16 protein-coding genes are annotated in these 14,452 nt (G+C 35.8%); 5 read left to right on the top strand and 11 right to left on the bottom strand.

Annotation, left to right across the window (positions count from 1 at the left end):
• Positions 1-47 precede the first annotated feature (47 nt).
• Positions 48-1,433, bottom strand: a complete 1,386-nt coding sequence (locus QY321_01170) for an FAD-binding oxidoreductase (GenBank protein WKZ25026.1) — start codon at positions 1,431-1,433, stop codon at positions 48-50.
• Between the two features lie 195 nt (positions 1,434-1,628).
• On the opposite strand from QY321_01170, the gene metG reads away from it, so the two are divergent.
• On the top strand, positions 1,629-3,356 hold the full coding sequence (gene metG / locus QY321_01165; protein WKZ25025.1) for a methionine--tRNA ligase: 1,728 nt from the start codon (positions 1,629-1,631) through the stop codon (positions 3,354-3,356).
• 116 nt (positions 3,357-3,472) lie between these two features.
• Here metG and QY321_01160 read toward each other — a convergent pair whose 3' ends face one another.
• From QY321_01160 to QY321_01145, 4 genes are all read right to left on the bottom strand, one after another.
• On the bottom strand, positions 3,473-3,637 hold the full coding sequence (locus QY321_01160) for a hypothetical protein (GenBank protein ID WKZ25024.1): 165 nt from the start codon (positions 3,635-3,637) through the stop codon (positions 3,473-3,475).
• A 26-nt stretch (positions 3,638-3,663) separates the two neighbouring features.
• Positions 3,664-3,927, bottom strand: a complete 264-nt coding sequence (locus tag QY321_01155; protein ID WKZ25023.1) for a hypothetical protein — start codon at positions 3,925-3,927, stop codon at positions 3,664-3,666.
• A 142-nt stretch (positions 3,928-4,069) separates the two neighbouring features.
• Positions 4,070-4,609, bottom strand: coding sequence for a hypothetical protein (locus tag QY321_01150; GenBank protein ID WKZ25022.1), 540 nt, complete (start codon positions 4,607-4,609; stop codon positions 4,070-4,072).
• A 156-nt stretch (positions 4,610-4,765) separates the two neighbouring features.
• Complete coding sequence (locus QY321_01145; protein ID WKZ25021.1) at positions 4,766-5,338, bottom strand: histidine phosphatase family protein; 573 nt, start codon at positions 5,336-5,338, stop codon at positions 4,766-4,768.
• Positions 5,339-5,478: 140 nt separating this feature from the next.
• Between QY321_01145 and QY321_01140 the strand changes: the two genes are divergently transcribed.
• On the top strand, positions 5,479-6,303 hold the full coding sequence (locus QY321_01140; GenBank protein WKZ25020.1) for a hypothetical protein: 825 nt from the start codon (positions 5,479-5,481) through the stop codon (positions 6,301-6,303).
• 65 nt (positions 6,304-6,368) lie between these two features.
• Here the strand turns inward: QY321_01140 and QY321_01135 are convergent, their stop codons facing one another.
• The 4 genes from QY321_01135 to QY321_01120 form a co-directional block, all read right to left on the bottom strand.
• Positions 6,369-7,820 (bottom strand): ATP-binding cassette domain-containing protein, encoded by a 1,452-nt coding sequence (locus QY321_01135; GenBank protein WKZ25019.1) that lies wholly within the window; start codon positions 7,818-7,820, stop codon positions 6,369-6,371.
• A gap of 115 nt (positions 7,821-7,935) precedes the next feature.
• On the bottom strand, positions 7,936-9,009 hold the full coding sequence (locus QY321_01130) for an FISUMP domain-containing protein (GenBank protein ID WKZ25018.1): 1,074 nt from the start codon (positions 9,007-9,009) through the stop codon (positions 7,936-7,938).
• 20 nt (positions 9,010-9,029) lie between these two features.
• Positions 9,030-9,425, bottom strand: coding sequence for a cupin domain-containing protein (locus QY321_01125; GenBank protein WKZ25017.1), 396 nt, complete (start codon positions 9,423-9,425; stop codon positions 9,030-9,032).
• A 32-nt stretch (positions 9,426-9,457) separates the two neighbouring features.
• Positions 9,458-9,880, bottom strand: coding sequence for an EamA family transporter (locus tag QY321_01120; protein ID WKZ25016.1), 423 nt, complete (start codon positions 9,878-9,880; stop codon positions 9,458-9,460).
• Positions 9,881-10,004: 124 nt separating this feature from the next.
• On the opposite strand from QY321_01120, the gene QY321_01115 reads away from it, so the two are divergent.
• Positions 10,005-10,511 (top strand): thioredoxin family protein, encoded by a 507-nt coding sequence (locus QY321_01115; GenBank protein ID WKZ25015.1) that lies wholly within the window; start codon positions 10,005-10,007, stop codon positions 10,509-10,511.
• 73 nt (positions 10,512-10,584) lie between these two features.
• On the opposite strand, the gene QY321_01110 is transcribed toward QY321_01115, so the two are convergent.
• Entirely contained in the window at positions 10,585-11,088 is a 504-nt protein-coding gene (locus tag QY321_01110; GenBank protein ID WKZ25014.1) for a hypothetical protein, read from the bottom strand.
• 292 nt (positions 11,089-11,380) lie between these two features.
• On the opposite strand from QY321_01110, the gene QY321_01105 reads away from it, so the two are divergent.
• Positions 11,381-12,382, top strand: a complete 1,002-nt coding sequence (locus QY321_01105) for a hypothetical protein (GenBank protein ID WKZ25013.1) — start codon at positions 11,381-11,383, stop codon at positions 12,380-12,382.
• A 137-nt stretch (positions 12,383-12,519) separates the two neighbouring features.
• Positions 12,520-13,371, top strand: coding sequence for a hypothetical protein (locus tag QY321_01100; GenBank protein ID WKZ25012.1), 852 nt, complete (start codon positions 12,520-12,522; stop codon positions 13,369-13,371).
• 165 nt (positions 13,372-13,536) lie between these two features.
• On the opposite strand, the gene QY321_01095 is transcribed toward QY321_01100, so the two are convergent.
• Positions 13,537-14,430: a hypothetical protein gene (locus tag QY321_01095; GenBank protein WKZ25011.1), complete on the bottom strand. Its 894-nt coding sequence runs from the start codon at positions 14,428-14,430 to the stop codon at positions 13,537-13,539.
• Between the last annotated feature and the right edge of the window lie 22 nt (positions 14,431-14,452).

The following is a 14,452-nucleotide window of genomic DNA, read 5'->3' as shown; positions in this document are numbered from 1 at the left end:
CTGAGGTGTTTATTTATTATAACACGATCAATCTAAAAATTAATTTACTAAGTCTCCGGCAATAAACATCTTTGATCCTGGGGATCAAAAATTGAGATTGGGAGAACTTCTCCTTTGATTAATTTAGAGATTCTTTCTGCCCCAAAAATAGAGGGTAAAATACCCACTCCGTTACAACCTAAATTATAAAGCAAACGATGATTACAAGGCTCAAAGCCAACTAGTCTTACTCCGTTAACCGTATAACCCATTAAACCGTGCCAGATGTAATCAAAATCCATGTCTTTAGGATAATTACGATAGGTTCTTTTCATAAACTCATCAATTTCTTTAGCTGCCCATTCTGGATAACCATGTTCATGCCTGTTATAAGAAGTCTTTTCTCCCAAGCTTACCTCCGGTCCCCCGAGACAAACTAAATTCTCTCCCCGAGCTCCTGGCTCCTTGTAATCAGTTGGGCGCCTGGTTAAATATATATAAGGATCAAGAGCCTCTTGTGATTTTTCTTCAAAATAACTTAAAGCCGCCGGTGGTCTATTCTCCTTTGTATGATAACCGGCCATATACCCAATAGTACCATAAAGCTTTTCATGAAAACGTCCGTCTATATCCAGCCCGTCATGATTCTTAAGTTTAATATTTTCAAAACCGTTGGTGCATAAAATAACACGTTCGGCGATAACTTCTCCTTGGTCTGTTTGGCAAATAGCTTCATTATGAGATAAATCAACCGAGTTAACTGGAGTCTTTTCAAATAGCGCAAAACGATTAGGGTAATGATGATCAAACCAAGACACCAGTTGCTCACAGAACAAAGCGCTATTAAGACAACCCTTACGAGAAGCTTTGGCAGCTATATAAAGGTCTGAATCGGTTTCCAAAACATCTTTAATGTCTTGGCGTGATACTATTCGGCAAAAAGCTAAAAGGTCATCCGGGATACGTAATAATATAGCGGGGTCATCAATAATTAACCATTCACGAGCCGCCAGACCTCCTTTTCGTCTTAAAGACTCTTCATCAAGTCGTAAAAGAAGTTGTTCTAGGGTACTGTAACCGGCATAACCATGACAATGATAAAAAGGTACTGGCAAAGAAGTTTCTTCAAGTATTTCTTCAAGTAAATTCCAGGCATGTTCAATAGAAGCAACTCCTTCACAAGCCAACTTAAGACCAAAGTCTTCCACCAGCTGCACAAAAGGTCTTTCAAGATAACTGGTTACTTGTCCGGCGTTATGTCCGGTAGCGCCATGAGCTAAACGATCCGCTTCTAAAATAATAACTTGCTTATCTGTCTTGGTTAAAAGATAATAAGCAGTGGTAATACCGGCAATACCGGCTCCAACAATTACCGCCTCGGCCCTAGCCTTACCGGTTAAACGAACATATTTTCTTTTCGAATTAAGCTGTTTAAGCCAAGGTGAATGATTCATATAAATTTACTGTATCATACTTTTTTAAAAATTAAAAAACTTAAAAAAACTAAACTAAAAAACCAAAACCCTTAATCTTGAATTTTTTCCAAAAACAAGCTAAAATCAAACAGTATATGATAAGGTGTTAATAGAGTGTTATATAGAGTATAAGAGAGTGTGTGGTTAATGACTTTTAAGCAATAAATAATAATTATGAATAATAATCAAACTGAAGATTCTTTACCTTCTGTACCTTCTTTACCTAAAAAGGTTTTTATCGGGGTGGCTTGGCCTTATGTTAACGGTAATATCCACTTTGGACACTTGGCGGGTTATCTTCTGCCAGCCGACTTTTTGGCTCGTTTCTATCGCCTAACAGGTGCGGAGGTCTTAATGGTCTCTGGTTCAGACTGTTTTGGCACACCCATTACCATTGAAGCAGATAAAAGAAACATGACGCCCGAAGAAGTGGTTAATGAATATCACCCCAAACATGAAGCGCTTTTTAAAGAACTTAACCTTAGTTTTGATCTTTACACTAAAACAGACAACCCGGTTCATCTTAGGGTTGTTCAAGATGTTTTTATTACTTTGGCTAAAAAGGGTTTTATCTATACCGAATCTTCAGAGCAATATTATTCGGAAAGCGAAAACAGATTCTTACCAGACCGTTACGTAGAAGGAGAATGCCCCAAATGCGGAGACAAAGAAGCCAGAAGCGATCAATGCGATGAATGCGGTTCTGTTTTATCACAAGGCGAATTAATTAATCCGGTAAGTAAAATGACTAAACAACCTGTTGGGATGAAAACCACCGAACATTATTTCTTTAACTGGCCTAAACTTAATGACTTTTTAAAAGATTATCTAAAAGATAAAAAAGCTCCCTGGAGAGATTGGGTATATAACGAAGCAGCTCAATGGCTTAATGAAGGTCTTAAACCAAGGGCTATTACCAGAGATTTAGACTGGGGCGTACCTATTCCAAAAGACAGACTACCCAAAGAGCTGAGAATAGCGGGCACAGATCATAAAAGAATCTATGTTTGGTTTGAAGCGGTAATTGGTTATTTATCTGCTTCCATTAAATGGAGTGAAGAAGAAACCGGAAACAGTGAAAAGTGGAAAGATTTTTGGTATGACCAGGAAGCTAAGCACTACTACTTTGCCGGTAAAGATAATTTAGTTTTCCATGCTCTTTTTTGGCCAGGACAACTCCATAGTTATGACGAAAAATTACACTTACCAGATATGCCAGCCATTAACCAATTTTTAACTCTTAATGACCAAGCTTTTTCCAAAAGTTTTGGAGTTACTTTGGACCCCAAGAAAATGCTACTTGACTTTGATCTTGATCTTATCCGCTTTTATCTTTGTCTTATTATGCCTGAAAACAAAGACAGTGACTTTAACTGGGATGACTTTATCGCCAAAACCAATAATCTTTTAATTGCCAACCTCGGTAATTTTATCTTCCGTTCTCTTAAATTAGCCCAAGATCTTGATCTAAAAGAAACCCAAGCCGATGAAAAAGTAGTTAAGCTTTGTGAACAAACCCTTATTGAAGCTAAACAACTCATGATTAATTGCAAATTTAAAGCTTATGGGGAAAAAGTACTTGAACTCTCTGCTTATGCCAATAAATATTTAAGCGATACCGCCCCCTGGCAACTTAGGAAAACCGATCCAAAAGCTGCAGATAAAGTCCTGGTTGGTGCCTTAACCGCTGTAGTAACCCTTAATATCCTAATAGCTCCTCTTATACCTAAAACCGCAGATCTTTTAAGTACAATGCTTAGCCTAGAAACCGAAGAAAAAAGACAATGGCCTAAAGAAGGAGAATTACAAAATATCGTTAAAATGATAAAGATCAAAGAAGCTGAGCCTCTCTTTAAAAAGATTGAACTTAAAACAGAGGGTTTTAATGAGAAGTATAAGTAAAGGCAAGAATCAGATAAAATAAACAAATTAATAAAAATAAATGCGCCAACCGTTTGGCGCATTTATTTTAATATTTCTAATGTTTAAAAATCAAAAAGGCTTTAAGATTACGGCAACTAAATACTGTCCATTGCTTCCCGACGTTTTTTATCCATTTCAGCAAAATTGGAAAAAAGCTCTTTTCCGTGTTTATTAAGAATTCTTTCAGTTACAGCTTCTCTTTCAAAAGATCCCTGCTCTTGCTTATTATTGCCGAACAGGTTATTGATTTTTTCAAACATATAGGAGGGGTTAAATAATAATTAAACTAAGCGGTCCAGCCCAACTCGGACTCTGAACCAGATAAAACTTCTTCCAAAAAAGCGGAAATACGGTCTGGAACATTTTCTTGGAGTAGAGTTTCAAATTCAATTAAACGATCGTCTGGAATTCTGTTTAGGATATAATTATTAATCCTATCCATAGTTTCCTCGCGAAACTTTTCTTTAGCCGATGAATCAGTGTCATCAATACCCTGTTCTTTCATTAAGCGGGTAATTAACTGATCAACAGCCGGTGAATAATCTGTCATAGGGATATTTTAAATTATTTACCTTAAGAGTAGCAAAATAAGGGATGGGTTGTCAAGGAAATGAGTAATTTATAAAAGAATAATAAAAGAGGCACTGTCAATAGAAATAGACGGTGCCTAAAATTAAACACTTAAATTAAATTTAGTTTTGGAGAGGGGCTTTGAAAACTTGTTCCCTTACTATCTGCCTCCTTTTCTCAAAGGAATGAAGTTTGGAAACACAAGTTCCATATTGTCCGTTTAATTCTATTTCCTCCAACGCAAACTCTACCACTTCCGTTGTAGAGAAAAATAGCCCAGCAGGAATGAAAAAGAATTTTTCTCTTTTTTTCTTAGTCTTGGCTTTTTTTTCTTCCACTACCTTTAATTTTGTTAAAAAACTTGCGTCTTCAAGCGCTTTTTCGAAGACGGGTTTTATAACATGTGCCTTGCTTTTACTCAATGTTTTTGACATCTTTTTAATTTTGATACCATATTGACTAAGACGATATCTCAAATCTCTGTCAAAAAATATTTCTTTTCTTGAAAATATTTCATTAATCCCGATGTCATTAATACATTTTCTGCATAAATAGACATCAGTATCAATACAGATGACCATCATATACTCATGAATATCAGAGTATTGAGGAATACGATTTGAACAATAGACACATTTTGTGTCTTCGTTTAGGTTTGCCATTTTTTTCTCCCTTTATTTTTGGCTTTTTAAAAAACAATTCAAAAAACAATCCTTTAATTATACTCTTTTAGGGCAATAAGTCAAGAGAAATTATCAACAGTGGTAATATAATTAAAACCTAAATTAAAAAATTTTTAAGTTAATATACTTGTAATCTTACTTTTTATTAAGTCTCTTGGGGAATTTAAATTGTATAATCCTGCAATTTGGTACCTGTTTTTCTGTCCAAGAATCCATGGCCGTATTGGAAAGCTCCAAAAAATAGCCTCTGGCGGCCTTAATGATCGGCAGATGAGTAACAACCAAAACGTTTCTTAGACCACTGGTGCGTAAGTCTTTTAAAAAAAGCCTTAATCTGGTTTTCATTTGCTCATATGACTCTCCCCCTGGCGGAACAGACTTAAAGGGGCTTTTTTGCAAACTACGCCACTGATAGAAATAATTAACATGCTTACCTTCAAAACCAGTAGCCCTATCATTTAATCTTTTATCTTCAATTAAAGGTAATTTATGAAAACGATTTATAATATCAGCCGTTTGTCTGGTTCTAATTAGTTGCGAAATAAAAATAGCTTGAAAAGGCTCGCGACTTAACTCCTTGGCTGCTTTAGCGGCTTGTTTTTTACCTAAAGGAGTAATCACCACCTTATTATTCGGACGAGAATTACAAAAATTTTTAAGATTGTAAACAGACTCCCCGTGCCTGATAAAAGTTATTTTCATTTTCATAAAGATTATATAATATTAATTTTTACATAGATAATGACCACCCTAAAGCTAAAGATGGTCAATAGATAGTTTAATTATAACAAAGATTAAAGAAAATCACAATGACAGAAAAATCATGGTCTTGACAACCTAATATATTTATGGCAAGGTGGAGGAAAGTAAAAAATTTAAAGGGAGAAAAAATGATTACTGAGAATTCTTTAAAAAAAGGTGCAATAAAAAAAATCAACCATAGGACAAAAGATCCTAAATGGTATGAAAATCACGCAAAGTCTCTTGGGGAGCTATATGAAAAAGGAGAAAGATATTTTGAGTTTGACACTTTTAAGTCAAGCGATAATATAATCTTTGCCTTTCATCCTCCGGATGATATAAATAACTGGCACGAAAATATAAACTTTGGAGGTAAAGAAATAAATAATAATCTATCCTCAAAAGATTTTCAAAGCTTTGAAATAAACAATATTTCCGACAAGCCACTTGAAATAAGTACCCTTAGAGATTTTGTTAATTTTGCAAGAGACAAAGAAGACGTTGTTTATTTTATTGAGCCCAAAAATGGCGGAGTTTCGATAATAATTGATTATCTTATGCAAAATAACATAGATAGTCAATGTTGGCTCCTGTCATTTGACAAATACCTACTCAAAAGGGCCCTAAGATATTCAAAGCTTCGGTGGGAGAAGGAAATAAAGACAAATTTCATTGCAGTTAATCCTTTTTGTTTATTAGGAAAAGTTGAATTCTTTGACTTTACCGGCATCACCCTTGGTTTCGATAAAGACAACTACACGATAAACCAATGGAATGTGTGGCGTAAGAAGGTGCTGCAAGAAAAAATTATCCGACTAAAAGAATCTGGCGTAGAGGTAATGGCTGGATGGATAAATAGTCAAGAAGATAAAAGATGGTGTGAAGAAATGGGAATTAGCCATTGCTTCACCGATAAACCGGAAATTTTTTAAATTTTAAACCCGCAATTGAAGAAATTGCGGGTTTTTCATAACCTAAAAATTAAGTTGAAGCTATTTTAAACCTTCCCAAAATCAAGCTCTTCATCCACTTTAATCTCTCTAACAAAATCATCCATGTGGCTAACTAACAAAATAGTGCCCTCATACTCATTAACCGCTTCGGCAATAATCGGGATATGACGGAAATTAATATGGTTAGTAGGTTCATCAAGGATTAAAAGTCCAGGTTTCATTAAAACCAAACGAGCAAAAGACAAAAGTCCTTTTTGACCCTCAGACAACTCTGCCACCCTATGACCCATTAATTGGCCGGTTAAAAGAAAACCAGCAGCAATAGAACGCATTTCTTGCACGTCAAGTCCTTCAGCCATAACTTTCTCCAGACTTTCAAAAACCGTCTCATTAATATCCAAAGTAGCAAAATCTTGGCTATAATACCCAACTGTTATTCCCTCTTGAATCTTAGCTCCAGGACAATCGTTATTAGCCAAAGAACGAAGGAAGGTGGTTTTACCCGCACCGTTGGGTCCGGTAACCAATAATCTTGATCTTTTTCTTAAAACCTTATTAACTTCTTTTTTAACAACTTCGTGGTTGCGAATAATATTAATATAATCAATAGTAACCACCTCTCCGAAAACTTCTTGTACCGGAATATTAAAGGGACGAATAGTTTTATCTTCCCGGCGCACATCCACCATACTATCTTCAAGCTCTTCTGTTTCATCTCGCATTTTTTTAGCTAGCTTTCTCATCTTACCTCCCTTGTGGGCAAAAAAGTTAGCCTTTTCCTTGCGATCTATAATCTGCTTCCTTAACTGAGCATTTTGTCGTCTTTCTCTTTCAATTCTTTTTTCAATCTCTTCCACTACAGAAAAATAATCTCCAACATAAAGTTCTGTTTTACGACTAAAAACATCCAAATAAACCACCCCCTCTGTAAAACAATTAAGAAAGTCAGCGTCATGAGAAATTACCACTACGGTTTTATCGTACATAACCAAAAATTCAATTAGATGATCAATACCCGAGCGATCCAGATTATTGGTCGGCTCGTCCAATAATAAAATATCTGGATTGGTTACTAAAGCAAAAGCCAAAAGTAACCTAGCTTGTTGTCCACCGGACAAATCACCAACTAACTTATCTGTCGGAACAGCTAAGTTTACCGCCTCTAAAGACTTAGATACAGTTGAAGCAATATTTTTAGGCACAACCTCAAAAGCCGCGGCTAAATATTCTTCAACCGTTAGTTTAAGATCATCGCGACTCATAACCTGTCTAGCGGTTCCGATAGTAGCGTTAGCTGGTACTGAAACACGACCTTTTTTGGGTTTTAGCTCACCAGTAATAAGTTTTAGAATAGTGCTTTTGCCAGCTCCGTTTTGTCCCATTAAGGTAATCTTAGATCCCCGACGTACGCTAAAACTCGCCTCGTCAAGTACCGGGCGTTTTTCCAAATATTCAAAATAAACCTCATCAAACCTAATAATTACTTCATCAGACATAATAAACTGTAAAATAATAAGTTAACTACTAACAACGTCCCAAAAGACGTTGTTTTAATACTTTTAAATTAACACAATTAAAGAAAAAGTCAACAGAAAAAAAGAAAAGAAATAACTAGTCCTTAAGACAACGGACTGACATACTGTAATTACTGGGCAACGCACCAATTAGATCACGATAAACAGTGTTAGCGGTAGCATATAGTCCTCTAACAAATTTAGTTGTTGTTTCTGTTGGATCAGAAAGCCAAAAATAAGCATAGTTACCAAAATGAGAAAACCAGGAACCACCTCCTCTGAAGCCCGGTAAAAGAGCATTAAAACCAGAATCACCTCCTGACTTAATTCTTGAACCAGCCGGACTACACTTCCAGTCATTTAAACGAGCAGGGTTACAATCCGGGTTATTATTAGAAAGGTATTTTTCCAAAATATGAAATTCATTATCTGTTGGGATATGCCAACCCAAAGGACAAATACCGCGCGCGCCGGCTTCGCTAGATCCGTTCATGGCACCATCCCAAGTATAAAGAGTGTAGCCTTGATTACAATGACTCTCCGTACCTCTGGTATTATTAGATTGAATGCAATCACGTTCTGAATTGGTTTGCATATTAGTTAATAATGTTCCATTTGGTTTATACCTTGTCTTTAAATTATCAGCCATCCAAAGCTGTCCACCAATAGCTACCGTCGAGTAAGAGTTGCCTTCATAATCAAATAACGGCATAGCTTCCCCGGCTCCGCATTCTCCGTTATCACAAAGATTAACACCCGCTGAGAAATTCTCTTGATCAGCAGATAAACAAAAACTTAAAACATAATTATTGCCGTCTGAAGCGTAAGAATAATCCTTATCTAAACAATCTCCGTCTGCTCTAGGGGTTGGATTAGTTGGCACCTTCTCCATGTAAATCGTATTGTTAAACTCCAGAGGTTCACCTGGGGTAAGCGTTTGGGGATATTCTCCCGTATTGTTCTTATAAAGCTGCAAAGCCAAAGTTATATTCTGGGCATCCTTAACTCGTTTAGTGTCTCTACTCTTAGCTCTAGTATCTTGCATACTAATTAACACTAAAACTCCGATAACTCCCACAATCGCCACCGCAATAATCATCTGAACTAAAGTAAAACCCGGACGGATAATATTTTCTTTTTTAACTGATTTATTTAAAACTAATTTTGGCATAAAGACTATTTATAATAAAACTACTCAGTGGTTTGGCCATCAAAATGTTCCTCGTCTCTTTCGGCCGTTAATTTATCCTCGTGAACAATCCCGTCCTGATGGTGAGGAGGGCAATACAGAGTATAAAGCTTTAGGGTCTCACTTTCTGAGATATTAATAATATTATGAGTAGCCCCAGCTGGTACCACCAAAGCATGCCCGTCTTCAATTTGGTATTCATGCCCATCTATAATAGCCTTACCTTGGCCTTGATCTAAACGAAAAAACTGATCAACATCATGTATCTCTTCACCTATCTCCTCGCCCGGCAAAAGAGACATTAAAACCAATTGAGAATGTTTGCCAGTATAAAGAACTTGTCTAAAATTATTATTTTCCTTGGTTAGTTTTTCTATATTACCATGATAACCTTGCATATTTTTAAATTAAGAATTAATAAATTTAATACCTATTTAACAAAAACCGTAGTTAAGACTCCGGCTGTTACCAAAACTCCACCTAAAACATTACCCACTGTCGGTTTTTCTTCTAAAATAATAAAAGCCAGAATAATGGTTAGGGCAATACTTAGCTTATCAATCGGGGCCACTCGAGAAGCTTCTCCCAATTGCAATGCTTTATAATAAAACATCCAAGACAGACCAGTAGCAATAGCAGAGAGGATAATAAAAGTGTAAGAAAATTTGGAAATCTTAAAAATATCCGAAGCATTACCTTGTATCCAAACTATACCCCAGGCAAAAACTACTATCACTACCGTACGAATAGCTACGGCTAAATTACTGTCTACACCCTTAATGCCAATCTTGCCGAAAATAGCCACCAATGAGGCAAAAAAAGCGGATAAAATAGCATAAAATATCCAACTCATATATCTTTATCATACCAAGAAAAATGAAAAACCTCAAGCTAATTGACCCCCTCTTTTAAAAAAGCTATAATAAGATAGTAATCAAGCTTACAGCTTCTTATTATTTATTATTAACCCTATCTATATGAACAGAAATATTTTATTAATCATACTTGCCTTTTTAGTAGTTGCCATTATCGCCGTCGCTATTTTGTCAAAAAGAATGGAAGAAGAACAACTAATGATGGAGCAAGAGACTCTAATGCCTGCAGATTCTTTTTATGAAGAAAATGGTTTAGAAGAAGCAAATATGGAAGATGAAACAATGGAAGAACAAAGTGGTGGATCATACCTTGAATACAGTGAAGCAACAACTATCTCTGAGATAAATAAAGGACAAACAGTAGTGCTTTTCTTTAAAGCAAACTGGTGTCCAACCTGTCTGGATGCCTCAGCTAATTTTACAACTCGCACCGAAGAAATACCGGCCAATGTTTCTTTATTAGAGGTTGATTATGATTCAGCTATTGACTTACGCTCTCGTTACGGCGTAATAACCCAACACACTTTTGTCCAACTTGATGAAAACCAAGAATTGGTTAATACTTGGATCTCGGGAGACATTTCCGCTCTAAAAAGTAATCTTAAATAACCAAATCTTTAATTAAAATAATTAAAATTAAAAAGCCGCGGATAATCTGCGGCTTTTAGTTTAATTTAAAACTTTAGTTTAATTCAAATTTACGAAACTCTTTCACTAATTTTTTAGTGCTAACTTCTCCTTGACCGTAATAAGAACAAGGCCTTCGATAATACCTCTTCTGTTCCCTGTGAATAATAACTATGGGCACAGGAGGCTTATTGGACGGAGAAATAATATGTCCAGATAATAACCAACTTTTTTCAAGCTGCCTGGAGATCAAATAACTAAATAAATTATCCAAAGCCTTGTATTGGCTTTCTTTAATGGCTAAAACTTTACCATTAAAACCAATCTCATCGACTATTAAATTTACTTCTATACTACTGGGTGGGAGAAAAAGATCTATTTCTAAGTTAAGTTTTATTATTTTGTTTGTTCTTTTATTGCTGAAAGAATTAATCTCTCCGCTGGTTTTATAGAGCTCTTTTTTCTTACCCTCTTGAAAAACAAATTCTTGCCAACTTCTTGGTCCGGAATCAAGGAATATTTTACCAATTAGAGGTATTCTTCTATTAACCCTTGACATAATAATCTCCTTTTTATTTTTGTTTTTGCTTTTTTCTTTGTTTTATATACCCCATTCTCTCATATTTAGGCACAATAAGTCAATAAAAACAGAGATTATTGAATAGGTATTTTAAAAAATAGCCAATATTAGCTATTTAATACTGTTCATAACCCCCTTGACAATATTTTAGTTATATGATATATTCATATATTAACTTAATCAGTGTTTTTTAAGGTTTTCAAGGCTTTTAAAATTCACGATTAAATTGTTAAAATTATTAACTTAATTAATTTATTAATATATACAATATATGAAAAAAATTCTTGTTTTAACTATGGCTTTGGCCGTAATGACTGCTGGTAGCGGTATTGCCGCTTCTTCGGACAGTAATAATAATGGTGCAAAAGATAATTCCAATGGTTCAAGTGGACCAGTTGTAATCCCCTCACCCTCTATTCTACCTCCTAATGATACTGTAGTACCAGGTCTTGTACCTTCTCAGGAAGCTAAAGTAGACCCAATTGGTGTTGAAGAACCAGATAACAATGACCCGGTTAAAGAAGATCCTTTGCCTTCTATTGATCCGGTAATTCATCCAATTGTTGACCCCGTTAATCCTGGTAACGGATCTGGTAAGGTTGGACAAGGTGGAAGCAGTGGTAATGTAGGTGGTGGAAATGCTGGTGCTGTAACCGGCTCTGCCCCTATCAGTATCTTATCTAGCGGAGCGATTTTCCATCTTAACGATGGTACTGCTCACCTTAGAGCTTGCCATGTTAACGGAACTCTTTTGCGTAATTCTGCAGGAGGACAAATCTTTAAGGTGGTTAATAATTCCCTTTCCCCTATTCGTGACTTAAAAGAATTAGCACAATACAAAGGTAAAGAAATAATTAACATCAGCCCTCTTTTGGCCGAGAACTACCGTATGGCTGTCCCAGCCGACTTTCAGGTTAAGCAAGATCCTTGTATGCCAAGTGGCACTTTAGTTAGAGACTCTTCAACCATGAGAATCTATTCAGTTAACCGCGGAGCTTTAAGCCCGATTAGAACTCTTGAAGAATTAGCTAAGTATAAAGGTAAGGCTATTATTAATCTTGCCCCTGAGTCAATTATTAAATACGGCTATATTGAACAACTTTCACAGATCGGAGCCTATGCCAACCAATCTCTTTTAAGAGATGTACAAACTGGCAGAATCTACGTAATGGAAGAAGGTAAAGCCAGACATATTAAAACTTTGACTGAACTAGCTCGTTACGCTGGTAAAACCATTAATAATGTTACCCCGGCCGTTATTGCTAGTCTTTAATAAAGACAAATCTTAACACAAAAAAACTCGCTTTAAAAAGGCGAGTTTTTTGTATGTTGAAATAACATACAATACCCCTTGCTTTAATTATCTTTAAAATGATATAGTTTATTAAGATTAAAAATCTTTAAACAACTATGGATAATCCTAAAACTAAAAACAACCAACTAATGGCTAAAAGAATTCTTGGCCTAACTGGCCTTTTTATCTTACTTTCCTGGTTAGCTGTTTACTTAATTGATCTAAGAAATATTTTCGGTTTAAGAGACGTTTTATTTAACCTAAAGCCAGATTATTTCTATTTCACCTACCGACCTTTTCTTTTCCAACACTGGGGTAGAAACAGTGGTCTGGGTGAGCTAGTCCAGTGGTTCTTTTTAGCCAGTTCAGCTCTATTATCTGTTTACACCGCCGGAAGAATTGGTAGAGAAAATAAAGAAATCTCAAGGTTTCTGATTATCATGGCCATCGCCTTTTTATTAATGCTTTTAGAAGATGCGGGAGACATCCGACACACCTTAATGGGTTATGTGCAAGCAATATTTAAAGAAACCGAACAAGGTTGGATGGGCACCTTAACTGAACTGCTTTATTTTGGAGTCTTAGCCGGCGTACCTTTATATGGTCTCATTAAATACTGGAAAAATCTTAAAGAATTTTTAGCTGTTAGAAAATATCTCTTAACTGGTTTTATCGCCTACGCCCTAGCTGGTAGCATGTCTTTTATCGGAACAGCCTTGTCCGGAGTTTTTGATACTAATTTTTATACTCTTTTAGGTGAAGCCTTTTACAATTCTTCTCTTTATCTAGGCGATCAAAACCTAGCCGCTCTTTGGCAAAGTTATGAAGAAATTAACTGGGACTTCCCAATCGGCTTCTTTATGGTAGACAGCTTACTGGAAGAGTCTTTTGAACTAATAGGTGGAGCAGCTTTTTTGGGAGCTAGCTATATGCTTTACAAAAGATTTACAGAAAACAAATTAAAATAAAACAGCTAGGGAATAATAAACTAATAATAATATCAACCCAAGCTAAAATAAATAAGATACGCCCTAAGGCGTATCTTATTTATTTATATAACTTAATTGATTCTCTTGATTTTTATCTTTTGATTATTAACCAGTAATTTAATAGTTATCTTTAAACCTCTAATGCTATTCATTATTCTCATCTAATGACTCACTCCACTCTGAAGACGAACGAATCATATCACCCTCCTCGTTTAGACGGTAGTAAACTGAACGACCGGCCACTTCCACCTCAGCTTCATAACCTGGGGTAATAACCTGGGCGCACATTTCTTCTTCAGAAGGTAGGCCCAAGCAAGCATCAGACCATTCTCTAGGTTCAATTCTTAAAACTTTAACCACTGCTTCGCTAACTGAATATTCTTGCATAGCGTGCTCTCTAACCAAAACAGCCATAACAAAATCACTCTCCGCTTCATCGGATAAAAGATCATCTGGGGTAATAAAACGAACAGAGTTTAAAAGATCCCTAAAAACCTGTCTAATCTCATCATTCTCGTCGTTATAGCCAACACTAAACATATAGACAAAATCTTCTTTAGCCACCACTACATGTTCATATTGCCAAAGACCATCAGAAAGATAACTTAAAGCAGTTTCTTCACCAACCATTATTTCGGATAATTCTCCGTCTGAGAGATTAAAATTTGAAGCTGGAGATAATTCAATAAACTGCTGAGCGGTTTGGTTATTACTATTCATAAAAGCGGCTATAGTAACAGTCATAGGACCGTCTGTACCCTCAGCTTCGCCAAAGATAATCTCACGGTTAGTTTCGGTGTTTTCAAAAACTACTCCACTCCAAACCGCTGGTTCAATATTCTCCACAAAAGGCTCATAAACATCATAACCAATCGGGTATTGAAAACTTAAGTTAATACCATTAACCGCGTGCCAACGATGAGTTACTGAAACAGGCGGAGTATCATTAAGATTTAGATTATCGTCCCGGTTAGACCAGAACATAATGGCCGCACCTCCTAAGACAGCCACGATAATAATAACAATTAAAGCTTTCATATAAGTAATTATAATTTATTAA

Source organism: Patescibacteria group bacterium (genome assembly GCA_030583705.1).
In the GTDB taxonomy this organism is placed as follows: domain Bacteria; phylum Patescibacteriota; class Patescibacteriia; order Patescibacteriales; family Patescibacteriaceae; genus Patescibacterium.
The sequence above is the reverse complement of the archived record's forward strand: the minus strand, read 5'-3'. Positions and strand labels throughout refer to the sequence as shown.